At 72.3% G+C, this 24394-nt stretch carries 26 protein-coding genes and 1 tRNA gene; 14 read left to right on the forward strand and 13 right to left on the reverse strand.

What is annotated here, in order from left to right:
• Positions 1-29 precede the first annotated feature (29 nt).
• A complete protein-coding gene (locus ABB07_RS26920) occupies positions 30-800 on the reverse strand; it encodes a DUF4097 family beta strand repeat-containing protein (protein ID WP_208903645.1) in 771 nt (256 codons plus the stop codon).
• 235 nt (positions 801-1035) lie between these two features.
• Here ABB07_RS26920 and ABB07_RS26925 point away from each other — a divergent pair.
• Positions 1036-1107: transfer RNA gene (locus ABB07_RS26925), tRNA-Val, on the forward strand.
• A 35-nt stretch (positions 1108-1142) separates the two neighbouring features.
• On the opposite strand, the gene ABB07_RS26930 is transcribed toward ABB07_RS26925, so the two are convergent.
• Both ABB07_RS26930 and ABB07_RS26935 read right to left on the reverse strand, forming a co-directional pair.
• The gene (locus ABB07_RS26930; protein ID WP_208901121.1) at positions 1143-1484 is read right to left on the reverse strand and encodes a hypothetical protein; all 342 of its coding nucleotides are present in this window, start codon (positions 1482-1484) and stop codon (positions 1143-1145) included.
• Between the two features lie 98 nt (positions 1485-1582).
• A complete protein-coding gene (locus tag ABB07_RS26935) occupies positions 1583-2497 on the reverse strand; it encodes a ketopantoate reductase family protein (protein WP_208901122.1) in 915 nt (304 codons plus the stop codon).
• A 93-nt stretch (positions 2498-2590) separates the two neighbouring features.
• Here ABB07_RS26935 and ABB07_RS26940 point away from each other — a divergent pair, with 93 nt between their 5' ends.
• Positions 2591-2821: a DUF2277 domain-containing protein gene (locus ABB07_RS26940; RefSeq protein WP_208901123.1), complete on the forward strand. Its 231-nt coding sequence runs from the start codon at positions 2591-2593 to the stop codon at positions 2819-2821.
• Positions 2822-3123: 302 nt separating this feature from the next.
• Positions 3124-3579, forward strand: coding sequence for a DoxX family protein (locus ABB07_RS26945; protein ID WP_208901124.1), 456 nt, complete (start codon positions 3124-3126; stop codon positions 3577-3579).
• A gap of 68 nt (positions 3580-3647) precedes the next feature.
• On the opposite strand, the gene ABB07_RS26950 is transcribed toward ABB07_RS26945, so the two are convergent.
• The gene (locus tag ABB07_RS26950; protein WP_208901125.1) at positions 3648-4184 is read right to left on the reverse strand and encodes a superoxide dismutase family protein; all 537 of its coding nucleotides are present in this window, start codon (positions 4182-4184) and stop codon (positions 3648-3650) included.
• A 246-nt stretch (positions 4185-4430) separates the two neighbouring features.
• Here ABB07_RS26950 and ABB07_RS26955 point away from each other — a divergent pair, with 246 nt between their 5' ends.
• Positions 4431-5042 carry a DedA family protein gene (locus tag ABB07_RS26955; RefSeq protein ID WP_244189803.1) on the forward strand — a complete coding sequence of 204 codons (612 nt, stop codon included), beginning with the start codon at positions 4431-4433 and terminating at the stop codon, positions 5040-5042.
• A gap of 106 nt (positions 5043-5148) precedes the next feature.
• On the opposite strand, the gene ABB07_RS26960 is transcribed toward ABB07_RS26955, so the two are convergent.
• Positions 5149-5793 carry an HNH endonuclease family protein gene (locus tag ABB07_RS26960; RefSeq protein WP_208901127.1) on the reverse strand — a complete coding sequence of 215 codons (645 nt, stop codon included), beginning with the start codon at positions 5791-5793 and terminating at the stop codon, positions 5149-5151.
• A 394-nt stretch (positions 5794-6187) separates the two neighbouring features.
• Between ABB07_RS26960 and ABB07_RS26965 the strand changes: the two genes are divergently transcribed.
• Together ABB07_RS26965 and ABB07_RS26970 are read left to right on the forward strand one after the other, a co-directional pair.
• Positions 6188-6769: a TMEM165/GDT1 family protein gene (locus tag ABB07_RS26965; RefSeq protein ID WP_208901128.1), complete on the forward strand. Its 582-nt coding sequence runs from the start codon at positions 6188-6190 to the stop codon at positions 6767-6769.
• A 202-nt stretch (positions 6770-6971) separates the two neighbouring features.
• Positions 6972-7640 (forward strand): HAD-IA family hydrolase, encoded by a 669-nt coding sequence (locus ABB07_RS26970; protein ID WP_208901129.1) that lies wholly within the window; start codon positions 6972-6974, stop codon positions 7638-7640.
• Between the two features lie 21 nt (positions 7641-7661).
• Here ABB07_RS26970 and ABB07_RS26975 read toward each other — a convergent pair whose 3' ends face one another.
• The gene (locus ABB07_RS26975) at positions 7662-8576 is read right to left on the reverse strand and encodes a peptidoglycan-binding domain-containing protein (RefSeq protein WP_208901130.1); all 915 of its coding nucleotides are present in this window, start codon (positions 8574-8576) and stop codon (positions 7662-7664) included.
• Between the two features lie 140 nt (positions 8577-8716).
• Here ABB07_RS26975 and ABB07_RS26980 point away from each other — a divergent pair, with 140 nt between their 5' ends.
• The gene (locus ABB07_RS26980; protein ID WP_208901131.1) at positions 8717-10756 is read left to right on the forward strand and encodes an MDR family MFS transporter; all 2040 of its coding nucleotides are present in this window, start codon (positions 8717-8719) and stop codon (positions 10754-10756) included.
• Here ABB07_RS26980 and ABB07_RS26985 read toward each other — a convergent pair.
• On the reverse strand, positions 10749-11255 hold the full coding sequence (locus tag ABB07_RS26985; RefSeq protein ID WP_208901132.1) for a GNAT family N-acetyltransferase: 507 nt from the start codon (positions 11253-11255) through the stop codon (positions 10749-10751). The two genes, ABB07_RS26980 and ABB07_RS26985, sit on opposite strands and share 8 nt — an antisense overlap.
• A 51-nt stretch (positions 11256-11306) precedes the next feature.
• Between ABB07_RS26985 and ABB07_RS26990 the strand changes: the two genes are divergently transcribed.
• The 4 genes from ABB07_RS26990 (at position 11307) to ABB07_RS41035 (ending at position 14345) form a co-directional block, all read left to right on the forward strand.
• Positions 11307-12029 (forward strand): helix-turn-helix transcriptional regulator, encoded by a 723-nt coding sequence (locus tag ABB07_RS26990; RefSeq protein ID WP_208901133.1) that lies wholly within the window; start codon positions 11307-11309, stop codon positions 12027-12029.
• Positions 12030-12079: 50 nt separating this feature from the next.
• Positions 12080-12490: a nuclear transport factor 2 family protein gene (locus ABB07_RS26995; RefSeq protein ID WP_208901134.1), complete on the forward strand. Its 411-nt coding sequence runs from the start codon at positions 12080-12082 to the stop codon at positions 12488-12490.
• A gap of 77 nt (positions 12491-12567) precedes the next feature.
• Complete coding sequence (locus ABB07_RS27000; protein WP_208901135.1) at positions 12568-13218, forward strand: hypothetical protein; 651 nt, start codon at positions 12568-12570, stop codon at positions 13216-13218.
• Between the two features lie 5 nt (positions 13219-13223).
• The gene (locus ABB07_RS41035; RefSeq protein ID WP_244189537.1) at positions 13224-14345 is read left to right on the forward strand and encodes a hypothetical protein; all 1122 of its coding nucleotides are present in this window, start codon (positions 13224-13226) and stop codon (positions 14343-14345) included.
• Here ABB07_RS41035 and ABB07_RS27010 read toward each other — a convergent pair.
• Positions 14334-14762: a DnaJ family domain-containing protein gene (locus ABB07_RS27010; protein WP_208901136.1), complete on the reverse strand. Its 429-nt coding sequence runs from the start codon at positions 14760-14762 to the stop codon at positions 14334-14336. The genes ABB07_RS41035 and ABB07_RS27010 overlap by 12 nt on opposite strands.
• A 115-nt stretch (positions 14763-14877) precedes the next feature.
• Here ABB07_RS27010 and ABB07_RS27015 point away from each other — a divergent pair, with 115 nt between their 5' ends.
• Positions 14878-15270 carry an FHA domain-containing protein gene (locus ABB07_RS27015; protein ID WP_208901137.1) on the forward strand — a complete coding sequence of 131 codons (393 nt, stop codon included), beginning with the start codon at positions 14878-14880 and terminating at the stop codon, positions 15268-15270.
• A gap of 27 nt (positions 15271-15297) precedes the next feature.
• Here ABB07_RS27015 and ABB07_RS27020 read toward each other — a convergent pair whose 3' ends face one another.
• From ABB07_RS27020 to proP, 3 genes are all read right to left on the reverse strand, one after another.
• The gene (locus tag ABB07_RS27020) at positions 15298-15969 is read right to left on the reverse strand and encodes an O-methyltransferase (RefSeq protein ID WP_208901138.1); all 672 of its coding nucleotides are present in this window, start codon (positions 15967-15969) and stop codon (positions 15298-15300) included.
• 47 nt (positions 15970-16016) lie between these two features.
• Positions 16017-17138 (reverse strand): DUF2330 domain-containing protein, encoded by a 1122-nt coding sequence (locus tag ABB07_RS27025; RefSeq protein ID WP_244189538.1) that lies wholly within the window; start codon positions 17136-17138, stop codon positions 16017-16019.
• A 127-nt stretch (positions 17139-17265) separates the two neighbouring features.
• A complete protein-coding gene (gene proP / locus ABB07_RS27030) occupies positions 17266-18642 on the reverse strand; it encodes a glycine betaine/L-proline transporter ProP (RefSeq protein WP_208901139.1) in 1377 nt (458 codons plus the stop codon).
• 390 nt (positions 18643-19032) lie between these two features.
• Here proP and ABB07_RS27035 point away from each other — a divergent pair, with 390 nt between their 5' ends.
• On the forward strand, positions 19033-21066 hold the full coding sequence (locus ABB07_RS27035) for a bifunctional glycosyltransferase 87/phosphatase PAP2 family protein (RefSeq protein WP_208901140.1): 2034 nt from the start codon (positions 19033-19035) through the stop codon (positions 21064-21066).
• A gap of 61 nt (positions 21067-21127) precedes the next feature.
• On the opposite strand, the gene ABB07_RS27040 is transcribed toward ABB07_RS27035, so the two are convergent.
• Positions 21128-22297 carry a steroid 3-ketoacyl-CoA thiolase gene (locus tag ABB07_RS27040; RefSeq protein WP_208901141.1) on the reverse strand — a complete coding sequence of 390 codons (1170 nt, stop codon included), beginning with the start codon at positions 22295-22297 and terminating at the stop codon, positions 21128-21130.
• A 235-nt stretch (positions 22298-22532) separates the two neighbouring features.
• Between ABB07_RS27040 and ABB07_RS27045 the strand changes: the two genes are divergently transcribed.
• A complete protein-coding gene (locus ABB07_RS27045) occupies positions 22533-23768 on the forward strand; it encodes a cytochrome P450 (protein WP_208901142.1) in 1236 nt (411 codons plus the stop codon).
• 150 nt (positions 23769-23918) lie between these two features.
• Here ABB07_RS27045 and ABB07_RS27050 read toward each other — a convergent pair whose 3' ends face one another.
• Positions 23919-24332, reverse strand: a complete 414-nt coding sequence (locus tag ABB07_RS27050) for an aggregation-promoting factor C-terminal-like domain-containing protein (RefSeq protein ID WP_142218866.1) — start codon at positions 24330-24332, stop codon at positions 23919-23921.
• Positions 24333-24394 lie beyond the last annotated feature (62 nt).

A 24394-nucleotide genomic window follows, 5' to 3' on the forward strand; every position in this document is an offset into this window, starting at 1 on the left:
ACCCGTTGTAGACGAAACACACGGGCCGGTCAGTTCGCCGTACGGACCGTGACCTTCCCGTTCGAGGAGTCGGCGGACACGGTCCGCGGGCTCCTGTCGTCCCGGGGCACGGACACCGACACCCCTCCGTTGTCCGACTCCGCCGTCACGTGGTAGGCGGCGCGGGGCAGCGCGACCGTCACCGCGCCGTTGTCGGAGGTGGCGTCCACGCGGTCGGGCACCCGGCGGAGCGTGAGGTCCACCTCGCCGTTGCTGGTCTCGGCCCGCACCCGGGGCGCGGAGACGTCCCCGCGGACCGCGCCGTTGTCCGAGTGCAGGTCCAGCGGTCCGGTGGAGTCGGTGACGTGCACGGCACCGTTGCTGGTGTGGATGCCGAGGGGATCGGTGAAGCCGCGCGCCTGCACGTCGCCGTTCCCGTCGTCGACGGTGACCCGGATCCCGCGCGGCACCTCGATCCGGTACTTGGCCGAGCAGTCGGCGATGAACCCGTCGCAGTGCATGCGCAGCTTCAGCCGGTCGTCCTGGAACGACCAGCTCACCCGGGGTGAGCCGCCGACGACGACCCGGCCCTTGAACCACCGGGTGACCTGGACCGTCCCCGCCTTGTTGGCCGGCGCCGCGACGATCTCGAGGTCCGCGTCGTCGGAGTCCACGGTGAGGGTGCGGCCGGGCAGGGCGAAGGACCGGTGGTCGGGATGCTTGTCGTCACCGGCGGAGGCTCCGCAGGCGCTCACCCCGGCGGCGAGCACGCCGGTGACGACGGCCGTGGCGGCGGTGCGGACAAGAACGGAACGGGCCATACGGGCCATGCGGCATCTCCCCCTGAACCGGCCCGCCGGGTGACGGCGGCCGGAGCAACTCGGTCTCCGCCGACCCTAAGTGATCACCGGGTCCCGCCCCGATCCGGCAGCCTCCCGGAGCGGGGGTGGGGTTAACCCCCGTAAACGGCCCGTGGCCCGGCGTTACGGGTTTGCGGTGCACCGGTCCGGGCAAGGTAGGCTGTCGACTCGTCCTGGGCGCGCAGCCCGGGTGTCCGGGTGCGTAGCTCAGGGGTAGAGCGCCTGCCTTACAAGCAGGATGTCGGCGGTTCGAAACCGTCCGCGCCCACAGTCGAGCCCCCGGCCCTGCGGCCGGGGGCTCTGTCATTCCTCCTCGCTGTCCTGCTCGTGTGCGTGCTTCAGCTTGGTGCGGGCGTCCATGCGGTCCGCTGCCGCGACCTCGGCCCAGAACCGGTGCGTGCTGACGAACACCGCGAGCTCGTGCTCGCGCCGGCGCAGCTTCTCCACCTCGGCCTGCTCGTCCGCCGTCCAGCCAGGGGACGCGGGCCGCTCCACCTTCCGCCAGCCGGTGTCGTCGCTGAAGCCGTCCATCGGCTCGACCGACCAGGGCAGGCGCTTGAGCAGGGCCGCCAGCTCGGCCCGGACCTGATGCAGCTCCTCCTGACCGGCGCGGAGGTCACTGGGGAATTCATAGGTCGTAGCCACACGCCAATGCTACGCCTGTTCGATTTTGGGTGGCGAGTTCGTTCCTGGGGTCCGAGGGAGGTTCAGCCGAACGGGTGGCCCGGGGCGAGCGAGGCTCCTCACTGGCCGGCGGCGCGCAGTTCGGCGACCAGACGGGCCGTCACCGGCACCGGGACGCCGTGCCGCTCGGCCGCGCGGAGCAGCGCGCCGCCGATGGCGTCGAGTTCGAGCGGACGGCCCGCCTCGGCGTCGCGCTGCATGGACGACTTGGCGCCCGGCGGGAAGGCGTCGTACCGGGCCAGCGCCTGGGCCGGGTCGGCGGGGGCGCCGCACGCACGGCTGACCGCGGCGGTCTCGGCGACCAGGGCGGCCAGCTCCTCGCGGTGCCGGGTGCGCGCCTCGCCCAGGGGCAGGCCGTACCGCGTGGTGAGCAGGGCGAACGGGGCGAGGAACGCCATCTTGGCCCACAGGGCCGCCGTCTCGTCCTCGGTCACACGGGCCGTCGCCCCTGCGGAGACGAGGGTGGCCGCGAGGCCGTCGAGCCGGGCGCGGGGTACGGCGTCCCCGGCCAGGTCGAGCTCCGTGAACGGGCTGCCGTGTTCGATCAGCCCCGGAGCGACCCGGGTGGACTCCACGCGGATCACCGCCGGGGCGACCCGGTCGGCGCGATAGCGGGCGCGGAGCCGGCCGGGGTGCTCGACGCCGTTCAGGAGCGGTACGACCAGGGCGTCGCCCAGAGCCTCGGGCGGCACCCGGGTGAGGGCGGCGTCCAGCGCGGTGTGCTTGACGGCGATCAGGCAGGCGTCCACCGGTTCGCGCAGCTCGGTGTCCGCCTCGACGGGGGCGGTGAACTCGCCGAACTGCGGGCTGCGGACGGTGATTCCGGTACGGCGCAGGGTGTCGGCCGTGCGGTCCTGCGCCAGGCAGATCACGCGGTGGCCGGAGCGGGAGAGCAGGGCGGCGAGGAGTCCGCCGGTGCCGCCGGGGCCGAGCACGGCCACGGTGTTCCTGGTCGCCGTGAGGGCGTTCGCCATGAGGCTGTTCCTTTCGACGGTCGGCCCCGGGAGTCGGTGGCCGCCTTCGGCGCGATCATCCCACCGGGACGCGGCGTGCGTGAGACTGGGTTCATGTGCCGGAGTATCAAGACGCTGCGTCCGCCCGTGCTGCCCACCGAGGCCACGGAGGAGGACATCCACGCTGCCGCGCTGCAGTACGTGCGGAAGGTCTCGGGGTTCCGGGCCCCTGCCGCGCACAACCGCGAGGTCTTCGACCGCGCCGTGGCCGCGGTGGCCGAGGCCACGGCGGAACTGCTCGGGGGTTTGGAGGTGCGGGGCCAGTCGGCGCGCAGCGCCCCGTAGAACGAGCGGCTCCCCGTAGCAGCGGAGCCGTTTTCTTTCTGATCGTCCATCAGGACAGCATCGTGCCACGGTAGTTGGGCCTGCGCATGCCCGTGGAGGGCGTGCGTGGCCGTCCCGTGTGTGCGGCTTTTCCGGAGGGGAGCCGCAAGCGGAACCGGAGTTATGGCCAAATGTTGAACTTGCAAGCACAGGTTAGGTGGGCCTAACCTGTGTTCCTCGTTCGGTACCGCCGCTCCCCCACGACCGGCCACTTGGACGTCCCCGGCCGGTCCGACCGACACCGAAGAGGAGAACCCCCCCTCATGACCGCACGTCTCAACTCCGCTCAGCCCTATGTCCTCGGCCTCTTCCGCATCGTCGTGGGCCTGCTCTTCGCCGTGCACGGCGCCGCGTCCCTCTTCGGCGTCCTCGGCGGCGCCGCCGGCACCCAGGGCGGCACCATCCCGGCCGGCACCTGGCCCGGCTGGTACGCGGCCGTGATCCAGCTGGTCGCCGGCGGCCTGGTGCTCCTCGGCCTCGGCACCCGCGGGGCCGCGCTGATCGCCTCGGGCTCGATGGCGTACGCCTACTTCGACGTGCACCAGCAGGCCGCCCTGTGGCCCATCCAGAACGGCGGCGAACTGTCGGTCCTGTTCTGCTGGGCCTTCTTCCTGCTGGTCTTCTCCGGGTCCGGCGCCTTCGGGCTGGACCGGCTCGTCGCCCGCCGCACCGCCGCGGACGGCCGGGCCGCCACCGAGCAGGCCCCGATAGCCGCCTGACGCGGCACGGCGCCCTTCCCTGCCACGAGGGGGAAGGGCGCCGTCCTGTCCGCCGGGGCCGGCGCCGCTTACGACGTGCTGCGGAACGGCACGGTGAAGCAGGCCACCCGGGCCCCCTTGGTGCCGGGCTCGCTGTGGATCACCACCGAGCCCGCCTCGCCCTTCCGGACGGCCCAGCTGTGCTTGGTGACGGCGGTGCCCTTGCCGCGCGCGTCGGACTTGAAGTCCAGCCAGATCTCGTTGTCCTTGGTGGTGTGGGCGGCGTCCATGCCGGGCTGGTTCTGGTAGTGCATGCCGGCGGCGGCGGGGTCGGCGCCACAGGCCTTCTGATGGACGTGGACCCCGAAGAGATGGTTGGGCTTGACGCCGGCCACCCGCAGCTCGACGGTCGTGACACCGTTCGGCTTGGTGAGCTGGCGGATCTGGATCCGCGAGCCCGCCGGGACGAGGCCCTGGTCGTACGCCACCGCCTTCGAGGTGTGGGAGGCGTTCGGCGGGGAGAACACGCCGAACGTATTCAGCCAGGAGCCACCGTGGGCGGGGCTTCCGGTCCCGGTCGCGAACAGGGCTGCGGCGAGGGTGCCCGCGTATATGGCTGCCACCATGATGTGCACCTTTTTCTGCGCTTCTGCGCCGTTTCGTTCGAATGTGTGCCTGAAGTTCAGGACAGGCCTGTCTCCATTGCGACGGACGCGGAAGGGCTGCGCCGCACAGCGTGCGCTGTTCGGGTGAGCCAGGGCGCACGTGAGGCCTCATGGACCGCTTGAGCCCCTCTTCGCCCCCACGACCCCTTCTGTCACACCCCCGGCGTACGCTGTATGGCTGTCAACGGGGGAGCAACGGGAGTCGTGGTGTTCGAGGATGTGGGGTCACTGGCCGCCGGACCGTGGATCTATGCCGCGGTGGCCGTGTCCGTCCTGCTTGACGTGTTCGTGCCAGTGCTGCCGAGCGGCGTGCTGGTCATCACGGCGGCCACGGCAGCGGCGGCGGGCTCGGGCGCGGCGGCCGGCCGGGTCCCGCACGACGTACCGGACCTGCTGGCCCTGATCCTCTCGGCGGCGACCGCCTCGGTCCTCGGCGATCTGGTGGCGTACCGCCTGGCCTGGCGGGGCGGTGCGCGGCTGGACCGGGCCATCGCCCGTTCCCGGCGCCTGACCACCGCGCAGGAACGTCTCGGCGATGCCCTGGCGCGGGGCGGCGGCGCGCTGGTCGTGCTCGCCCGGTTCGCCCCGGCGGGCCGCTCGGTCGTCTCCTTCGGCGCCGGCGCCGCCCACCGCCGGGCCCGCGACTTCGTTCCCTGGTCCGCCCTGGCCGGCCTCTCCTGGGCCGCGTACAGCGTCGCCCTCGGCTACTACGGCGCCCAGTGGCTCGGCGCGACATGGGTGGCCACGGGCGTCTCGTTCGCGGCGCTCTTCGCCGTGGGCGCGGCGGCGGGGTTCCTCGTGCGGCGCCGGGCGGTGTAGGGATCGGGTCACTTCCCGGGCCGGCCGGGCAGGACCGGGGTCCAGGGGGCGGAGCCCCCTGGTACGGGCACTGGCGTCGTGCCGCCCGGCTCAGAGGTGCCGAAGTTCAGCAGTTCGCCAGGTAGTTCGTCAGCGCGGTCTTCTCGGCGGAGTCGACCGCGAGGTCGTAGTAGTACTTCACCTGCACCCAGGCGCGGACGTAGGTGCAGACGTAGGCGGACCGGGACGGGACCCAGGTCGCCGGGTCCTGGTCGCCCTTGGCCTGGTTGACGTTGTCGGTGACGGCGAGGAGCTGGGGGCGCGTGACGTCGTTGGCGAAGGCCTGCCGCTGCGCGGTGGTCCACTTGCTCGCGCCGGAGTCCCAGGCCTCGGCGAGCGGGACGAGGTGGTCGATGTCGACGTCGGAGGCGGCGGTCCAGGTGGCCCCGTCGTAGGGGGAGTACCAGCTGCCGCTGGTGGCGGTGCAGGCGGAGTCGGTGACGACGTTCGTGCCGTCCCGCTTGAGGATCCACTCACGGGTGTTGCAGGTGCCGGAGATGGTGATCCAGGTCGGGAACTTGTCGCGGCTGTAGCCGGTGCGGTTCTCCGTGGCCACGGTGAGCTGGGAGAGGTAGCCGCGGGCGGTGGCGGCGCTGACCGGCGTGGGCAGGGCGGCGGACGCGCTCGGGGAGTCGAACAGGGCGGCGGAGGCTATGAGTCCGGTAAGGGCGGCGAGTATGCTCAGCCGTCGACGCGCGTAGAGCCTGGACATGGTGAACTCCCTTGCGAGGGTGGGGTTTTGGGTGCGAGCGGGGGAATGCTCGCGAGGCCGCGTTGCCGTGAGGTGAGCGCTCGGTAAGAAAATAGTGACGTGCTCATGTCATATCAAGGCGATGGCGGACTTCGGGGCGGAACCTTCACATCCCTTACGATGGGGAGCGCAGAAGGGGAGTAGCCCTCCGCCGGACCGTCGACATACTGCTCAGCCAGCCTGAGCCGGCGCCCGGAGGCGGATCTTCGAGTCTTTCGAGGGCCGCCGGCGAGACCTTCGGCAAGCAGTGCACGTCCGTGTCCCCGCGACACGGACGCCCAGTGTGCTGCCGTGCCGAGGTGTCATCGCATGACGCAGCACTCTCGGCGGGGCGGCCCCGACCGATTGAGGAACCTTGATCAGCATCACCGTGACGGCGCTCGTCTTCGGCGTCATCTTCCTCGCCGAACTGCCGGACAAGACCGCGCTCGCCGGCCTCGTCCTCGGCACCCGCTACCGCGCGAGTTACGTCTTCGCGGGCGTCGCCGCCGCCTTCCTGCTGCACGTCGTGCTCGCCGTCGCGGCCGGCAGCGTGCTGACCCTGCTGCCCCAGCAGAGCGTGCACGCCGTCACCGGCGTCCTCTTCCTCGGCGGCGCCGCGATGCTGCTCCTGAAGAAGGACGAGGACGAGGAGGAGATCAGGAAGCCCGCCGACCAGTCCTTCTGGCGGGTCGCGGGTACGGGCTTCACGCTGATCCTCGTCGCCGAGTTCGGCGACCTCACCCAGATCATGACCGCCAACCTCGCCGCCCGCTACGACGACCCGATCTCCGTCGGCCTCGGCGCCGTCCTCGGGCTGTGGGCCGTCGCCGGACTCGGCATCGTCGGCGGAAAGGCCCTGATGAAGAGGGTGCCGCTGCGGCTGATCACGCAGATCGCGGCGCTGCTGATGCTCGCGCTCGGCGCGTGGAGCCTGTACGAGGCGGTGGCGGGCTGAGCCCTGCCCCGAGGCGTCCGAACCGAACGGTGGGTGAACGCTTCCGGAAGGCGGTGGCGGGATCCGCCCCGGGTTTTGTACCGTGGAGGAACAAAGTGGCTCCCGCCCGTTTTCCCTGACCGGCGGGCGGGGCCGCCTTGTCCCTGGCCCCGGGGTCCTGTCCGCTGGGGCTTTTCCTCCCTGGAGCTTCCTGGAGCTGCCGATGACGGCCACCACCACGCCCACCGTCCTCACCGCCCGCGCCCTCCTGCTCGACATGGACGGCACCCTCGTCAACTCGGACGCCGTCGTCGAGCGGATCTGGCGCCGCTGGGCCGGGCGGCACGGGCTGGACGGCGACGAGGTGATGAAGGTCGTCCACGGCCGGCAGGGGCACGCCTCCATGGCCGTACTGCTGCCCGACCGGCCCGTGGAGCAGAACCTCGCCGACAACGCCCGCATGCTCGCCGAGGAGACCGCCGACACCGACGGCGTGGTCGAGATCCCCGGCGCGAGCACCTTCCTCGCCTCCCTGCGCGGTCTTCCGCACGCCCTGGTGACCTCCGCCGACGTGCCGCTGTCCACCGCCCGCATGAACGCCGCCGGGCTGCCGCTGCCGGAGGTCCGCGTCACCGCCGAGTCGGTGGGCGCGAGCAAGCCCGATCCCGAGGGGTTCCTGAAGGGCGCCGCCGAACTCGGGGTGGATCCGGCGGACTGTGTCGTCTTCGAGGACTCCGGTGCGGGCATCGCCGCCGGGCGGGCCGCGGGCATGACGGTGGTGGGGGTCGGGCCGCGCGCCGGTCTGCACGGGCCCGATGTGGTCGTGCCGGACCTCACCCGGGTGCGGGTCGAGGCCACCGGCGACGGGGCGATCCGGCTCCACATCGGCTGACGCGCCGGCCTGCGCCCGCTCTCACGGCTCGGACGTCTCCGCCTCCAGGCTCTGTCGCGTCGCGTGCCCGTACACCCCCAGGGTGTCGCCCTGGATGCCCCGGGCCAGTTGGTAGGTGCGCACGGCGTCCTCGACCGGGCGGGTGAAGACGCCGTCGATCCGGTCGCTGTAGAGGTTCAACTGCCGCAGCCGCTCCTGCAGTTCGGTCACCTGCGGGCCCTGGTCGCCGCGTTGCAGCACCGGAGCGACCGGGGTGCTCCGCGGGGCGGCGAAGGTCGTCGTGGCGGCGGTCGGGGAGGCCGGGCGGGACGGGCCGGCGGACGCGGCCGGGGTCGGCGACGCGGACGGCGTGGCCGACGGGCTCGGGCGGGTCACCGGAGCGGGGGGCGCGGGCGGGGGCACGCGGGGCGGGGCGGGGGAGGACGCCGGTGCCGGTGCCGTGGGGTCCGGTGCGGTCACCGCCGGGACCCGCTCCCTGACCTCCTGGGCCGCCTGGTCCCGGGACGGCGTGCGGTACGCGAGCAGGCCGCCCGCCAGTGCGGTGCCGGCGACGATCGCCGTGCCGGCGGCTGCGGCCGACAGGAGGAGCGTGCGGAGGGGGCTCCGCCGGTTGGGCCGGGGTGAGTCGTCGTTCGGGTGCGGGGGGTTGTCGTTCGGGTGTGGTGGGTCGTCTTTCGGGTGCGGCGCCGTTGTGGCTGGTCGCGCAGTTCCCCGCGCCCCTTTGGGGCGCATCCACGGCAGCGTGGTCTCGGTCGGCTGCACCTTCACGTACGGGCGTATGCGCAGCGGATCGAAGTCCTCCGCCGCTGCCGCCTCGGCCGTGCGGGTCTCGTGGAGGGCCTCGGCCGCGCGCTCGGTGCAGTCGCAGGCCGGGCTCAGATCCGGGCCCCTCGGCGTCCCGCACTCCGGGCAGCTGTGGCCCTCGGATTCACTCACGTGTTCGCCCTCCCCTCGGCACCTCCCGACACTATGCGCATCTTCTTCGCATCCGCCCGGGGAAACGCGGGACTCGACAGGCCATACACGGTGACACCGACCACGATGGAAGAGGTGCACCCGAGCCCCGGGAGGTCTCCATGGCCCTGGACACGCACGGCACGGAGAAGGAGATCAAGGCCGCCGAGCACGTCCCCGGCAACGTGTTCGTCTCGATCGGCGCCCTGCTCCTCGGGCTGCTCCTCGCCGCGCTCGACCAGACGATCGTGTCGACCGCGCTGCCCACCATCGTCAGCGATCTCGGGGGTCTGGAGCACCTGTCCTGGGTGGTCACCGCCTATCTGCTGGCCTCGACCGCCGCGACCCCGCTGTGGGGCAAGCTCGGCGATCAATACGGGCGGAAACGGCTGTTCCAGACCGCGATCGTCATCTTCCTCATCGGCTCCGCGCTGTGCGGCATGGCGCGGAACATGCCCGAGCTGATCGGCTTCCGCGCGCTGCAGGGGCTGGGCGGCGGCGGGCTGATGGTGCTGTCCATGGCGATCGTCGGCGACATCGTGCCGCCGCGTGAACGCGGGCGCTACCAGGGGCTGTTCGGGGCGGTGTTCGGGGCGACCAGTGTGCTCGGCCCGCTGCTCGGCGGGCTGTTCACCGAGCATCTGAGCTGGCGCTGGGTGTTCTACGTCAACCTGCCCGTCGGTGCCGTGGCGCTCGTCGTGATCGCCACCGCCCTGCACATCCCGCGCCGCACCGCCCACCACGTCATCGACTACCTGGGTACCTTCCTGATCGCGGCCGTCGCCACCTGCCTGGTCCTGGTCGCCTCCCTCGGCGGCACGACCTGGTCCTGGGGCTCGACGCAGATCGTCGGGCTCATCGGGCTTGGCCTGCTGCTGGCCGTGGCGTTCGTGGCCGTCGAGCGGACGGCCGCCGAACCCGTGCTGCCGCTGAAGCTGTTCGGCATCCGCACCTTCACCCTCGCCGCCGTCATCAGCTTCATCGTCGGATTCGCCATGTTCGGCGCGATGACCTATCTGCCGACGTTCCTGCAGGTCGTGCACGGCATCTCGCCGACCCTGTCCGGCGTGCACATGCTGCCCATGGTGGTCGGCCTGCTGCTGTCGTCCACGATCTCGGGGCAGATCGTCAGCCGCACCGGCCGCTGGAAGGTGTTCCCGCTCACCGGCACCGCCGTCACCACCATCGGCCTGCTCCTGCTCCACCGGCTCGACGAGCACAGCTCGACCGCCGAGATGAGCGTCTACTTCTTCGTGTTCGGCCTCGGACTCGGCCTGGTCATGCAGGTCCTCGTCCTCATCGTGCAGAACGCGGTGTCGTACGAGGACCTGGGCGTCGCCACCTCCGGCGCGACCTTCTTCCGCTCCATCGGCGCCTCCTTCGGCGTGGCGATCTTCGGCACGGTGTTCGCGAGCCGCCTCGGCGACAAACTCGCCGCCGCCTTCCGGGGCGCCCATCTGCCGCCCGGCGTGAACGCGAACGCCCTGAAGTCCGACCCGCGCGGCATCGCCGCCCTGCCGCCCGCCCTGCGCCCGGCGGCCCTGCACGCGTACGCGTCCGCCATCACCGACGTCTTCCTCTACGCCGCCCCCGTCGCCGTCCTCGGCTTCCTGCTGGCCTGGCTCCTGAAGGAGGACCCGCTGCGCGGCTCGGTCACCGCGCCGGACGCCTCCGAGACCATCCCGCCCAACCCGGTCGAGCGGTCCTCCTACGACGAGTGCTGCCGCGCGCTGTCGCTGCTCGGCACCCGCGCGGGCCGCCGCGAGATCTACCGCAAGATCACCGAGCGGGCCGGGTACGACCTGCTGCCCGCCGCCAGCTGGATGCTGCTGCGCATCCGCAAGTACGGCTCCGTCGAGCCGGGCGTGCTCGCCGAGCGCAGCCCCGTCCCGCTGGAGGCCGTCCTCGCCGCCGCCCGCCAGGTCGAGGAGCGGCAGCTCGCCGAACGCCAGGGCCTGGACCTGTACTTGACGCCCTCCGGCCGCGTGGTCGCCGAACGGCTCGCCAAGGCCCGCGAGGAGTCCCTCGCCGAACTCCTCGGCGACTGGTGGGAACCCCGCCGTTCCACCGACCTGACCCAGCTCGTGCGGGAACTCACCGGCGAACTGTGCGGCACGGACCGCGAACGACCGCACAACGCGACCGGCGCCAGGGTCAGTTGACCACCAGCTCCTTGCGGAACCAGTGCTCGGCGTAGACGTCGTCGTTGTGCGGACCGGTCTCCGCGTAGCCGAGCCGGGCGTACAGGGTGCGGGCCTCGACCAGGTCGGAGCGGGTGTCCAGGATCAGCCGCCGGGCACCGAGGGCCCGGGCGGCCTCCTCGGCCGCGGCCACCAGCAACGGGGCCCCGCCCCTGCCGCGCAGGTGCTCGTACACGAACACCCGCGTCAGTTCCGCCGTGTCCGGCTCCAGCAGCCGTACCCCCGCCGAACCGGCGGGCTCGCCCCCGTACCGGCCGACGAGCAACTGCCCCGTGGGAGGCGAGAGTTCGGATCCGGTGGTGGCCGCGATCTCCCGCTCCAGCTCGACGGGGTCGGTACGGCGGCCCTCGTGCAGCAGGTACCAGCGGTCGCTGACCTCCGTGTAGTACGCCCGCCACAGGGCGGCGGCGACCGGGGAGTCGTACGGTTCCGGGGCGATCGTCCACGTCATGCCGGCCATTGTCGGCGCTCCGCGCCGTGCCGCCGAGCGGGTTTCCGCAGACTGGGTGCCGTGAACCGCACCGACCGTCTCTACGCCCTCGTCGAGGAGTTGCGCGCCGCCGCTCCCCGGCCCCGCAGCGCCCGGGCGCTGGCCCGGCGCTTCGAGGTCAGCGTCCGCACCATCGAGCGGGACCTGGCCGCGCTGCAGCAGTCCGGCGTGCCCATCCACGCCGAGCCGGGCCGCAGCGGGGGGTACGTGCTCGACCGGGAGCGGACGCTGCCGCCGCTGACCATCACCCCGGCCGAGGCGACCGCACTCGCCGTCGGCCTGCACGCCCTGGCCGGAACGCCGTTCGCGGCGGACGCGCGCAGCGCGCTGCACAAGGTGCTGGCCGTGATGCCGGAACGCGAGCGCAGGGCGGCGGCCGAGCTGACCGAGCGGGTACGGCTGCTGGTCCCGGCCGCCCGCCCGGAGCGGCCCGCTGGCCCCGTGGTGCCCGGCGCGCTGCGGGAGGCGCTGACCGCGGGCCGGGTGCTGCGGCTGGAGTATGCCGACGCCGCCGGCCGGATCACCGCGCGGGACGTGGAGCCGCTCGGCTTCCTCGGCGGCGAGGAGCACTGGTACCTGGCGGCGTGGTGCCGGCTGCGGGACGCCCCGCGCGGCTTCCGGCTGGACCGGGTCCGCGCCGCGACGGCCCTGGACGAGCGGGCCCCGCACCGCGCCGTCGACCTCGCCGCCCTCGACACGCTCGGCTCCGACGTCGTACCGCTCGACGCGGCCACCGTGATGTGACCCCAATCACCGACAGGGGGGTGTCGCGGGCCGGGCGGAGGCTGTTGCCCATGACAACGACACCACAGACCACCGCCCTCACCCCTGCCACCGGCATCGCCCTCTTCGACCGCTGGACCGCCCTGTGGAACGGCGACTTGAGCGGCCCGGAGGCCTTCCTCGCGCCCGGCTTCCGCATCCGCTTCGCGAACGACCCCGACCGGGGCGCGGACACCGACGCGGTGCACGGCCCCGCCGGGATCGTCGGCCTGGTCTCCGCCTTCCGCGAGGAGCGGCCCGGGCTGCGGTACGCCGTCGACGGCACGCCGACGGTGGACGGCACGCTGGGCCGGGTCGCCTGCTGCTGGTACGTGACCCTGCCGGACGGCGGCCAGAAGAGCGGGATCGATCTGCTGGAGGTGGTGGACGGGCGTATCTCGGCGGTGTGGTCGGTGACCGGGCTGCGCCGCTTCGCGGACTGACCGCCGTTTGTGGCTCCCCTTCCGGGTCACCCGGAGGGGGAGCCGGCCAGTGGGGCCGGTCCGACGGAAAGGCAAGCATGTCCACTGGCATGATCGTGTTGACCGTGATCGTGGCGGTCGTGATCATCGCCGCGGCCACCGCCCCGTTCCTGCGCGGCCGCGGACGGTACGGCGGGCCCGGCCTGAAGCGGCGCTTCGGACCCGAGTACGAGCGGGCCGTGGCCCTGCACGACGGGGACACCAAGGCCGCCGAACAGGAGCTCGCCGAGCGCGTCGAACGCCACGGCGAGCTGCGGGAACGGCCACTGGACCCGGCCGGGCAGGAGCACTACGCGGCCCGCTGGACGGCCGTGCAGGAACACTTCGTCGCCTCGCCGCGGCAGGCGGTGGCCGAGGCCGACCAGCTGCTCGCGGAACTCGCTGCCGCGCGCGGCTACCCGGACGGCGGGCGCTACGACGAGCAGCTCGCCGCGCTGTCCGTGCACCACGCCGACCACGTCGACGGCTACCGGCAGGTGCACCGGGTGGCCCGTGCCGGGGCGCGCGACGCGCTGACCGAGGCCGGCTCCGGGACCGAGGAGATGCGTACGGCGCTCGTCGGCGCCCGCGCCCTCTTCGACGACCTGACCCACCCCTCCGGGGAGACCGGCCGGCACCGGGCGACCCACGCCCGCCGCCGCGCCCACACCCCTCGGGCCTTCAACAGGGGTCATCTGAAGGAGAGTTGAGCATCATGTCGGACAGCATGAGCGGCCCCGCCGACGAGCGTCCGACCGGCCGCTTCCGCCGGCCGCCGGACGAGGACTGGACCCCGGAGGACATGCCCCTGGGCCACCACACGCCGAGAGACCCCCTGCCGGAGGAACGCCTCCCCGGCGAACCACCGCCCGGCGCCACCACCCGCCTCCCCGGCTCGATCGGCCCCGGCAGAAACGGCCTGACAGCCGACGACCTCACCCCGGAGGACACACCCCCACACCCACCGGGCCTCGCGGAGGAGACGGAGGATGACACTTCTGTGTCCGGCGGGCGCCGGATACCCGGCGAGGGCGAGATACCGGCGGAGGGCCGGATGACCGGCGAGAAGGGCATGCCGGGTGAGCGCCGGATGCCCGGCGAGGGCGAGACGCCCGGCGCGTCCGGAACGCCGCGGGAGGGCCGGATGGCCGGCGAGAACGAGACGCCCAGCGAGGCTGGAATGCCGGCGGAGGGCCGGATGGCCGGCGAGCGGGGCATGCCGGGTGAGAGCGGTATGAGCCGCGAGGGCGGGATCCCGGGTGAGCGTCGGATGGCCGGAGAGGGCGGGACGTCACCGGAGAGCCGGATGGCCGGCGAGGGTGGGCGCGGGGGGGCGTACGAGAGCTCGATGCCCGAGGACGGGCTGGGGGTGCCGTCCTCCGGGGAGGTGACCGGGCGGGAGGCGCACACCACCGAGTCCAGGGAGCCGGACGCGTGGCCGACGGCGCAGGGCGGTACCGGCGCACCCGGCACCGGGGCGGCGGCCGGAGGCGCACCGGCCCCCGGCGGTTCCGGCGTCGGCGAGCCGGCCCCGGCACCCTCCGGTACCGGCGCCCCCCTGCTGACCCAGGACGAGACGGCCCGCTGGGAGCAGCGGATGCGGCAGCTGGCCGTCGGGTTCGTGGACGAGCCCCGGGGCGCGGTGGAGCAGGCCGATCACGTGCTGGAGGAGATCGCGGGACGGTTCGAGGAGGCCGTGGAGCGGCGCCGGCGCACGCTGCGGCGGTCCTGGGAGGCCTCCGAGGACCGTGGACCCGGCACGGACACCGACACCGAGCAGCTCCGGCTGGCGCTGCGCGACTACCAGGAGCTGGCCGGGCGCCTGCTACACATCTGAACGATCACGTCCGGCGGCAGCCCTGCGCTGCCGCCACTCGCGCACGACCTCCTCGACGTCGTACGGCTTCCTGCCCAGCGGGGGACCCGGCGGCGGCTTGAACATCATGTCCTTGATCTTGACGTTGACGTCCTCGATGATCTTCCGCGCGATCCGCTCGGAGGGCGCCGCGTAGGCCGCCGCGAGCGCGTCCTCGGCCTCCTTGCGCAGGGCGAGCGCGGGCGGCAGGACGGACAGACCCTCGCGCACCAACTTCCGCTTGACCCACCACAGTTCGTCGTAGGCGGAGTCGAGATCGGCGGGCAGCGGCTCACCCGCGCCCGGCAACCGCTCGAACTCACCCCGCCCCTGCGCGTCACGGATCTGCTTGTCGACCCAGGACTCGAACGGCACACCCGGTGGCTTTCGCTCGGTCATGAGCCCATTGTGCCGGACGCGGCCCCGCCGGGCGTTTTATCATGCGGCGGCGGCACGGCAATCCGGCCGCCCTGCAACGAGGGTCGTGCAGAGGGTCGTACAGGGGGAAACGCGCGTGCTCGAACTCACCATGGCCACCGTCTCCGGGGCCGACGCGGGCGCCACGGCCGGGATGACGATGGCCGAGGCGCCGAGCGAGCCGGGCGCCGTGCTCCGGGTCGGCCGGGACGCCTCCGTGTGCCGGCTGGTCACCCCCGAGGACTGGCTGTTCGTCTCCCGGGTCCACCTGGAGTTCCTGTGCGGCCCCGACGGCGGCTGGCACCTCACCTGGCTGCGCGGCTCCCAGGCCGAGCCGTCGTCCGAAGTGCGGCTGATGGTCGGGGAGTACGCGCAGCCCGTCGGCTACGGCGCGACCGTGCCGCTGCCGCGCGGCGGGTCCGGCGAGATCGTCGTCCAGGACCGCACCGCGCCGCGCAGCGTCAACGTCGGCTTCTACCACGAGGCCTGAGCCCCGGCCCGGCGGCGACGCGACGGCTCAGTCCAGCACCCGGGCCAGCGCGAAGCCGTCGTAGCCCTTGCTGCCGACCGTCTGGATCGCCGTACCGCTCAGCCTCGGATGCGTGCCGATCAGCTCGATCGCGGCGCGCGTGCCCACGACGTCGGGCTCGGAGCTGCTCGCGTCGACGACCCGGCCGCCGCGCACCACGTTGTCCACGACGATCAGGCTGCCGGTGCGGGTGAGCCGCAGCGCCCACTCCACGTAGTGCGCGTTGTTGGCCTTGTCGGCGTCGATGAACACCAGGTCGAACGGGGCCGGGTTCTCGTCGGCGAGCTTGGGCAGCGACTCCAGGGCCGGCCCCACCCGCACCTCCGCGATCCGGTCCAGGCCGGCCCGGGCGAGGTTCCGGGTGGCCACCTCCGCGTGCTTGGCGTTGTACTCCAGCGACACGAGCCGGCCGTCCTCGGGCAGGGCCCGGGCCAGCCAGATCGTGCTGTAGCCGCCGAGTGTGCCGATCTCCAGGATGTGCCGCGCGCCCTGCGCCTGGGCGAGCAATTGGAGGAACTTTCCCTGCGCCGCCGTGACGGAGATGTGCGGCAGACCGGCTGCGTCGTTCTCCCGCAGGGCCGCCTCCAGCGCCTCGTCATCCGGGGCGAGCCGGCTGGTGAAGTAGTCGTCGACGTCGTCCCAGAGCTGGGAGTCGCTCATGCTCCTGCTGCCTTTCCCGAGTGTCTGCCCTTCCCGCACACATCGTCTCAGCCGACGGGCGCCGACGGGGGGAAAGGCGGCGGAGCCTGTACAGGCGGCGGCGGAATCACCGGCCGCCGGGAGCGCCGTACGACGATCACGGCGCCGGCGGTGACGACCAGCAGGAGTGTTCCGCCCACGGTGAGCAGCCAGGCCGGGATCCCGCCGACCGCACGCATCCGGTAGTCGTAGATCACCTGCTGCACCGGGGCGTCGGTCGCGGCGCGGCGCAGCTCGTGGTCGCCCGAGATGCGGGCGGGCTCGGGAAACCGCTGGGTGAGCGCGGTCAGGTACGGCGTGCCGGCGGCCAGCCTGCCCAGGGTGCCGGTCCGCGTGTGGACGCGGCCCGCGAAGACCACGCCGGGCCGCTCACCGCCGATCGTGGCGCGGGTCTCCATGCGGTGGGCGGCGAGGACGTACAGGCCGAGCGACTGTGGGGTACGGGCCAGCCGGGACAGCCGCATCGGGTAGACCGGGCGGTCGGCGGCGAACGTGAGGTGGAGGGGGTCCAGCGCGCCGTGCAGCGCGGTGCCCCGGGCGTCCGGGGCGAGGCGGACGGCCACGTACTCCCAGCGCCGGTCGACGTACGGCTGCAGGGCCGTCCTCAGCCGGGCGGGCAGGGGGAAGCCGTGGGCGTGCAGCCAGTCGCCGAGGGCCGCCGGGTCGGTGGCGGTCAGCCGGGCCACGTCGAACGGGCCGAGCCGCTGGCGACCGACCACACCCACGCCGCCGGCGGCCTCGGGTGGTGCGGCCGCGGCTCCCGCGTCATGGCTGTCGAAGGGCCAGTCGCCGTTCTTCGGCCAGAAGTAGTACCGGGTGCGGTGGACGGGCTGGACGGCCCTGGACAGCTGGTCGAAGAGCGCGGGATCGCCGAGGCGGACGGTCGCCCGGTGCGGGACCGGCATGATCCAGGCGGCGTGTCGCGCGTCGCCGTTCACCGTCAGCCGCATCACGATCTGCTCCTGACGGCCGTCCCAGCGCAGCACGGACTGCTCCTGGGCGACGGATATCTCCGCCGCCGGATCCGGCACCATCGCCCCACACCCACAGGCGTAGGCCGGCGCGACGAGCCAGCTCAGCTGTATGCCGAGGAGAGCGAGGACCAGGGTGACTATGCGGCTGCGTTTCACAGGGCAACAGACGGCGCCGAGTTGTCAACGGTTCCGGCTTCGGGAAGCGCCCTGAAGGGGCGCGGGGAACTGCGCGACCAGCCACAGCCCACCCGCACCCGGGATACGGCGGTAACCCCTACGCCGCCTACCGCCGCTCCACTGCCGGGGCGGAACCCGGCAACGGCCGCCCCGCCGACTCGGACATCCGCCACACCGCGAACCCGCCGATCACAGCCGCGGCCATCATGTAGTACGCGGGCATCATCATGTTCCCGGTGACCCCGATCAGCGCCGTGACCACCAGCGGCGTCGTCCCGCCGAACAGCGACACCGACACGTTGAACCCGATGGACAGGGACCCGTACCGCACCCGCGTCGGGAAGAGAGCGGGCAGCGCGGCCGGCATGGCCGCCGTGAAGCAGACCAGGAGGAGGCCCAGCGCACCCATGCCCAGGCCCACCGCGAGCAGGCTGCCCTGGCGGATCAGCAGCAGCGCCGGGACGGAGAGGAGCAGGAAGCCCGCGCAACCGGCCGCGATCACGGGGCGACGGCCGATCCGGTCGGTCAGCGCCCCCGCGAACGGCTGGACGATCATCATCAGGGCCATCACGCCCAGCACGACCAGCAGCCCGTGGGTCTCGTCGTACTTCAGCTCACTGGTGAGGTAGCTCGGCATGTACGACAGCAGCATGTAGTCGGTGACGTTGAAGACCAGCACCAGGCCCATGCACAGCAGCAGCGCCTTCCACTGGCCCGCGATCATCTCGCGCAGCGGCACCTTCGGCCGGGCGGCCTCCGCCTTCTCGACCTCCGCCGCGAACGCCGGGGTCTCCTCCAGCCGCATCCGCAGGTACAGGCCGATGATGCCCATCGGGCCCGCGATCAGGAACGGGATGCGCCAGCCCCACGCCACCAGGTCGTGCGAGGACAGCAGCGCGGTCATCAGGGTGACCAGACCCGCGCCGCCGATGTAGCCCGCCAGCGTGCCGAACTCCAGCCAGCTGCCGAAGAAGCCGCGCTTCTTGTCGGGGGCGTACTCGGCGATGAAGGTGGACGCGCCGGCGTACTCACCACCGGTGGAGAAGCCCTGCACCAGCCGGGCGGCCAGCAGAAGCAGCGGGGCGCCGACGCCGATCGAGGCGTACGACGGGATCAGGCCGATCGCGAACGTGCCCGCCGCCATCATGATCATCGTGAGGGCGAGGACCTTCTGGCGGCCCACCCGGTCGCCCAGCGGACCGAAGACCATGCCACCGAGCGGCCGGACCAGGAAGGCCGCCGCGAAGGCGCCGAAGGTCGACAGCAGCTGCGCGGTCGGGTTGCCGGACGGGAAGAAGACCTTGCCGAGGGTGACCGCGATGTAGCTGTAGACACCGAAGTCGAACCACTCCATCGCGTTGCCGAGCGCGGCCGCCTTCACGGCGCGCTTGACCAGCGCGGGGTCGGTGACGGTGACGTCACGGGCCGTGGTGGCCCGCCGGGGCTTCGGGAGGGGCTGGGAGACTGCTGTGGCGGTCGCCAAAACGGGGCTCGCCTACCTTTCGACGGGGACAGGGGCACGGTCCGTACGGCGACGCTGCCGGGAAACGGGCCGAAAACCGACCATAGGGGGACCTCGGTCCCTTACGTGTCGTATGCACTTAACTGCACGGTGCAGCCAAAGGGCGCGTACGCAGGTACGTCTGCCCACTCATGACCAGCCATTCCGGCCCCGCCCTGTGATCCTTCTCGCGCCCCGGCCGGGCAACCGGCCCTGCACCCCGACTGTCGTCATCCGGTCAAAAGGAGAACGGACGTCAGGTGAAGCGGGGGTGTACGGCGTCCTTCTCCGGGGGCTGGGACCCTCATAGGGTTCTCAGCAGAATCCGGTGTCACCGGTGCCGGGACCGACGGGGCGGGAGGCCGACGAGGCGTGGCGGACGTGGAGCACAGGGGGCGAGCGGCGGACACCTTCGGCAGGGCCCCGGCCGAGGCAAGGATGCTGGCGGCCCGGCTCGCCCTGTGGGCGGTGGTCGCGCTCCTCGCGATACGGCAGCTGACCGTCGTCCTCACCACGCCGAGCGGCCAGCGGCTGACCGACCTGGAGACCTGGGTCGGCCCCCACGGTGTCCTGCACGTGAAGGGCTCGCTCTACGACTCGACCCGGTTCACCGGCACCCCCTTCGGCGGCCTGGTCCTCAAACCGCTGACCAAGTCCGCGCAGGCCGCCCTCGGCTGGGGCTGGACCTTCGGCACCCTGCTGCTGGTCGTCGCCCTCGGCCTGGTGGCCGCCCGTGCGCTGCCCCAGCCGATCGGCCGACGCACCTCGCTGCTGGCCGCGCCGGTCGCGATCAGCCTGCTCATGCTGTCGCTGCCGGTCCGCAACGCCCTGTGGCTCGGCCAGACCAGCATCATCCCGGTCCTGCTGGTCCTGCTCGGCTGCTTCACCGTGCGCGGGGAACGGGGGAGCGGCCTGTGCATCGGCATGGCCGCCGCGCTGCAGCCGACCATGGTGCTCTTCGCCCCGCTGCTGTGGTTCACCGACCGGCGCCGGGCCACCGCCGCCACCGCCGGCACCTTCGCCGCCTGCACCGCGCTCGCCTGGGCGGCACTGCCGCACGACTCGTACACGTACTGGGTGCACCACATGGCCGGGGTCGGCCTCGGCGGCAAGGCCGACGCCCTCGGCAACCAGTCCCTGCACGGCGCCCTGCTCCGCCTGGGCCTGACCGGCCCGCTGGAGATCGGCCTCTTCCTGGTGCTCAGCGCCGCCGTCGCCGCGCTCGCCCTGCGCCGCGCCGTGCGCTACGCCCACGACGGCCAGCTGCTGCTCGCCGTCGCCCTCACCGGGTGCGCCGTCGTCGCCGTCTCTCCCACCGCCTGGCAGTACCAGCTGCTGTGGGTGCTGCTCGCGGTGGTCGGCCGGGTCGGCCGACGGTCCTCCGACCGGTACGTCTGGCCGGTGGCGGTGATCCTGGTCACCACCCTGCCGGCAACGATGATGCTGCCGCACATGCCGGTGATGTACCCGCTGCGCGACAACCTGGTCCTGCTCGCCGCGCTGGCCGCCGCCACGACCGTACCGTTCCTGTCCCGGACGTCCCCGCACTACCAGCGGCCGATCCCGGCGGAGTACGCGCCACCGGTCACCGCCCGCTTTCGCCGCGTCCCCCTCCTGCCCGTCCTCCGCCGCGTTCTGACCCGCCCCAACCTCCTCCTGGAGCTGCTGCTCATCCGGGTCGTGTACGCCGCCTACCAGCAGGTCCGGCTGGCCGCGACCGGCGGCACCATCTCCGGTGGCCGGGCCCGGGCCGAGCAGCACGGGCACATCGTGCTCGGCATCGAGCGGTTCCTGCACATCGACATCGAGCACTGGGCCAACCACGCGGTCGTGAGGATCGGCTGGCTGCGGGACTTCTTCGACTTCTACTACGAGTCCTTCCACTTCGTGGTGCCCCTGACGGTCCTCGCCGTCCTCTACTGGCGCCGCCCCGTCGACTACCGCTGGGCCCGCGCCTCCCTCGGCTTCGCCACCTTCCTCGCCCTGACCGGCTTCTGGCTCTTCCCGCTGGCCCCGCCGCGCCTGATGCCGGGGCTCGGCATGATCGACACCGTCCACGGCGTCCAGGACTTCTCCAAGCCGGACTACGGCACCCTGACCGCGCTCACCAACCAGTACGCGGCGATGCCGTCCCTGCACTTCGGCTGGGCCCTGTGGTGCGGGGTGGTCGTCGCGATCATCGCCCCGAGGTGGTGGATGAAGGCCCTCGGCCTCCTCCATCCCCTCTTCACCGTCTCGGCCATCATCGCCACCGGCAACCACTGGGTGCTGGACGCGGTGGGCGGAGGGGTGGTGGTGTCGGCCGGCTTCGGCCTGTCGTACCTGTTCCAGGGGCCGAGGGTGAGGCCGGTCGGCCGCTGCCCGGACGAGTTGCCTGTCACTGTGGGGCCGCTCGCTTCCCGGTGATTGCCGGGGAGGCTCGATCGACGGGTCCGTGGCGGCGCCGGCCACCCCTCCTGGACCCCGGCTACAGCCGCTGAATGATCGTCCCGGTGGCCAGGCCGCCGCCCGCGCACATCGTGATCAGGGCGAACTCCTTGTCCGCGCGCTCCAGTTCGTGCAGGGCGGTGGTGATCAGGCGGGCGCCCGTCGCTCCCACCGGGTGGCCCAGTGCGATCGCGCCGCCGTTGACGTTGACCTTGTCCAGGTCCTGGTCGAAGACCTGGGCCCAGCTCAACACCACGGACGCGAAGGCCTCGTTGATCTCGATCAGGTCGATGTCCTTCAAGGACATCCCCGCCTTGCCCAGCACCGCGGTCGTCGCGTCGATCGGGCCGTCCAGGTGGAAGTGCGGGTCGGCGCCCACCAGGGCCTGGGCGACGATCCTCGCCCTCGGCTTCAGCTTCAGCGCTCGCGCCATCCGCTTGGACGCCCACATGATCGCCGCCGCGCCGTCGGAGATCTGCGAGGAGTTGCCCGCCGTGTGGACGGCCGTCGGCATCACCGGCTTCAGACCGGCCAGGGCTTCCAGGGAGGTGTCCCGCAGTCCTTCGTCCTTGTCGACCAGCCGCCACATGCCCTGACCCGCGTACTGCTCCTCCTCGGTGGTCGGGACCTGGACCGCGAACGTCTCGCGCTTGAAACGTTCCTCCGCCCACGCCAGCGCCGCCCGCTCCTGGGACAGCAGCCCCAGCGCGTCGACGTTCTCCCGGGTCAGGCCCCGGTGCCGGGCGATCCGCTCGGCCGCCTCGAACTGGTTCGGCAGGTCGACGTTCCACTCGTCGGGGAACGGCTTGCCGGGACCGTGCTTGGAGCCGGAGCCCAGCGGGACCCGGCTCATCGCCTCGACCCCGCAGCTGATGCCGACGTCGATCACACCCCCGGCGACCATGTTGGCCACCATGTGCGAGGCCTGCTGGGAGGAGCCGCACTGGCAGTCGACCGTCGTGGCCGCCGTCTCGTACGGCAGCCCCATGGTCAGCCAGGCCGTGCGCGCGGGGTTCATGGACTGTTCGCCGGCGTGCGTGACCGTGCCGCCGACGATCTGCTCGACGGCGTCGGCGGGGATGCCGGTGCGGCCCAGGAGTTCACGGTAGGTCTCGCCCAGGAGGTAGGCGGGGTGCAGGTTGGCGAGCGCGCCGCCGCGCTTGCCGATGGGGGTGCGTACGGCTTCGACGATCACGGGTTCGGCGGCCATGGGTGCGGGTCCTCTCCGAGAGGGCTCTCCTCCAGAACTAGTACGCGTTCTAGTTCCGTCCAGCAGTCTGCTGACGTGATGTCCATCACCGCAAGGGTCTTGCAGGTGCCGAAGCCGCGATCTGCACGAATTCCGCACGGATTGGGGTTGCCGTACCTCTTGCGACTTGTAGAACCCGTTACTACGTTCACCGCACTCGCTGATGGGCCGTCAGAACGACGACGGGAGCTCTCCGATGCCCTGCCCCGCGCTGCCCGACGGGTTCGACTTCACCGACCCCGACCTGCTGCACCACCGTGTGCCCCTCCCGGAGTTCGCCGAGCTGCGCCGCACCGAGCCGGTCCGCTGGATCCCGCAACCGCGCGGCATCGCGGGCTTCGCCGACACCGGCTACTGGGCCGTGACCCGGCACGCCGACGTCAGGTACGTCTCCACGCACCCCGAACTCTTCTCCTCCACCGTCAACACCGCGATCATCCGCTTCAACGAGCACATCGAGCGCGACGCGATCGACGCCCAGCGGCTGATCCTGCTCAACATGGATCCTCCGGAACATACGCGGGTGCGGCAGATCGTGCAGCGCGGCTTCACGCCACGTTCCATACGAGCCCTCGAGGACCGGCTGCGGGCGCGTGCCGAGGCGATCGTCGCGAGTGCCCGCGCCCGCTCCGGGCCCTTCGACTTCGTCACCGAGGTCGCCTGCGAACTGCCCCTGCAGGCCATCGCCGAGCTGATCGGCGTACCCCAGGAGGACCGGTCCAAGATCTTCGACTGGTCCAACAAGATGATCGCGTACGACGATCCCGAGTACGCCATCACCGAGGAGGTCGGCGCCCAGTCGGCCGCCGAGATCATCGCCTACGCCATGAACATGGCCGCCGAGCGGAAGGAGTGCCCCGCCCACGACATCGTCACGACCCTCGTCGCGGCGGAGGACGAGGGCAACCTGAACTCCGACGAGTTCGGTTTCTTCGTGCTGATGCTGGCGGTGGCCGGGAACGAGACCACCCGGAACGCCATCACGCACGGGATGCACGCGTTCCTGACCCATTCCGAGCAGTGGGAGCTGTTCAAGCGGGAGCGGCCCGGGACGACGGCCGAGGAGATCGTGCGCTGGGCGACCCCGGTCAACGCCTTCCAGCGGACGGCCACACAGGACACGGAACTGGGCGGGGTGCGGATCAGGAAGGGTGATCGTGTCGGGCTGTTCTACGCCTCCGCCAACCACGACCCCGAGGTCTTCACCGACCCCGACGCCTTCGACATCACCCGTGACCCCAACCCCCACCTCGGGTTCGGCGGTGGCGGGCCCCACTACTGCCTCGGCAAGTCCCTGGCGGTCCTGGAGATCGACCTGATCTTCAACGCGATCGCCGACGCCATGCCCGGCCTGCGGGCGGTCGAGCCGCCCCGGCGGCTGCGCTCGGCCTGGATCAACGGCGTCAAGGAACTCCGGGTCACCACCGGCTGACCCCCGGGTCGGCCCACCCCGAGGGAGGCAGGAGCACCCCTACCCCAACGCCCCGTTCCTGCCTCCCCCGAGGTCCGGACATGCGCGCGCACCCTCGCCGGTCGAAGGGCGAGGGTGCGCATGCGTGCTGGGCGGCGGCTACCGAGTGGCTCAGTACCAGCCGTTGGCCTGCCAGAAGTTCCAGGCCTTCACCGGGCTGCCGTACCGGGACTTCATGTAGTCCAGGCCCCACTTGATCTGGGTGGCCGGGTTGGTCTTCCAGTCGGAACCGGCGGAGGCCATCTTCGAGGCCGGCAGGGCCTGGACCAGGCCGTAGGCGCCGGTGGAGCTGTTGGTGGCCGAGGGGTTCCACCCGCTCTCGTGCGAGACGATCTTGTTGAACGCGTTGAACTGCGCGGCGTCCGGGATCATCTTGTGCGCGATCGCCTGGGCGGAGGAGGCCGACGCGGGGGCGGCCTGGGCGGGCGCCGCGGTCAGGGCCATGCCGGCGGTGGCGGCGGCCACGGCGGCGACGGTGAGGGCCTTCTTCGGGGAAGCGATGCGGCGGATGAAGGAGACGGACACGGAGTACCTCTTGCGTCGGGGACGGGGGATCGCCCGCATGGGACGGGCCACGTGCTGTGGCC

This window comes from Streptomyces incarnatus (genome assembly GCF_001027185.1).
Lineage (GTDB): Bacteria > Actinomycetota > Actinomycetes > Streptomycetales > Streptomycetaceae > Streptomyces > Streptomyces puniciscabiei.

What these genes read in the sequence shown, in the direction of transcription:
- ABB07_RS26945 (WP_208901124.1), top strand. Translation starts at nt 3,124, where the DNA reads ATGACCGCACGTCTCAACTCCGCTCAGCCCTATGTCCTCGGCCTCTTC.
- ABB07_RS27000 (WP_208901135.1), top strand. Translation starts at nt 12,568, where the DNA reads ATGTCCACTGGCATGATCGTGTTGACCGTGATCGTGGCGGTCGTGATC.
- ABB07_RS27045 (WP_208901142.1), top strand. Translation starts at nt 22,533, where the DNA reads ATGCCCTGCCCCGCGCTGCCCGACGGGTTCGACTTCACCGACCCCGAC.
- ABB07_RS26960 (WP_208901127.1), bottom strand. Translation starts at nt 5,793, where the DNA reads ATGTCCAGGCTCTACGCGCGTCGACGGCTGAGCATACTCGCCGCCCTT.
- ABB07_RS26980 (WP_208901131.1), top strand. Translation starts at nt 8,717, where the DNA reads ATGGCCCTGGACACGCACGGCACGGAGAAGGAGATCAAGGCCGCCGAG.
- ABB07_RS27020 (WP_208901138.1), bottom strand. Translation starts at nt 15,969, where the DNA reads ATGAGCGACTCCCAGCTCTGGGACGACGTCGACGACTACTTCACCAGC.
- ABB07_RS26935 (WP_208901122.1), bottom strand. Translation starts at nt 2,497, where the DNA reads ATGGCGAACGCCCTCACGGCGACCAGGAACACCGTGGCCGTGCTCGGC.
- ABB07_RS26920 (WP_208903645.1), bottom strand. Translation starts at nt 800, where the DNA reads ATGGCCCGTTCCGTTCTTGTCCGCACCGCCGCCACGGCCGTCGTCACC.
- ABB07_RS26985 (WP_208901132.1), bottom strand. Translation starts at nt 11,255, where the DNA reads ATGGCCGGCATGACGTGGACGATCGCCCCGGAACCGTACGACTCCCCG.
- ABB07_RS26970 (WP_208901129.1), top strand. Translation starts at nt 6,972, where the DNA reads ATGACGGCCACCACCACGCCCACCGTCCTCACCGCCCGCGCCCTCCTG.
- ABB07_RS27010 (WP_208901136.1), bottom strand. Translation starts at nt 14,762, where the DNA reads ATGACCGAGCGAAAGCCACCGGGTGTGCCGTTCGAGTCCTGGGTCGAC.
- ABB07_RS41035 (WP_244189537.1), top strand. Translation starts at nt 13,224, where the DNA reads ATGTCGGACAGCATGAGCGGCCCCGCCGACGAGCGTCCGACCGGCCGC.
- ABB07_RS27040 (WP_208901141.1), bottom strand. Translation starts at nt 22,297, where the DNA reads ATGGCCGCCGAACCCGTGATCGTCGAAGCCGTACGCACCCCCATCGGC.
- ABB07_RS26940 (WP_208901123.1), top strand. Translation starts at nt 2,591, where the DNA reads ATGTGCCGGAGTATCAAGACGCTGCGTCCGCCCGTGCTGCCCACCGAG.
- ABB07_RS26995 (WP_208901134.1), top strand. Translation starts at nt 12,080, where the DNA reads ATGACAACGACACCACAGACCACCGCCCTCACCCCTGCCACCGGCATC.
- ABB07_RS26950 (WP_208901125.1), bottom strand. Translation starts at nt 4,184, where the DNA reads ATGGTGGCAGCCATATACGCGGGCACCCTCGCCGCAGCCCTGTTCGCG.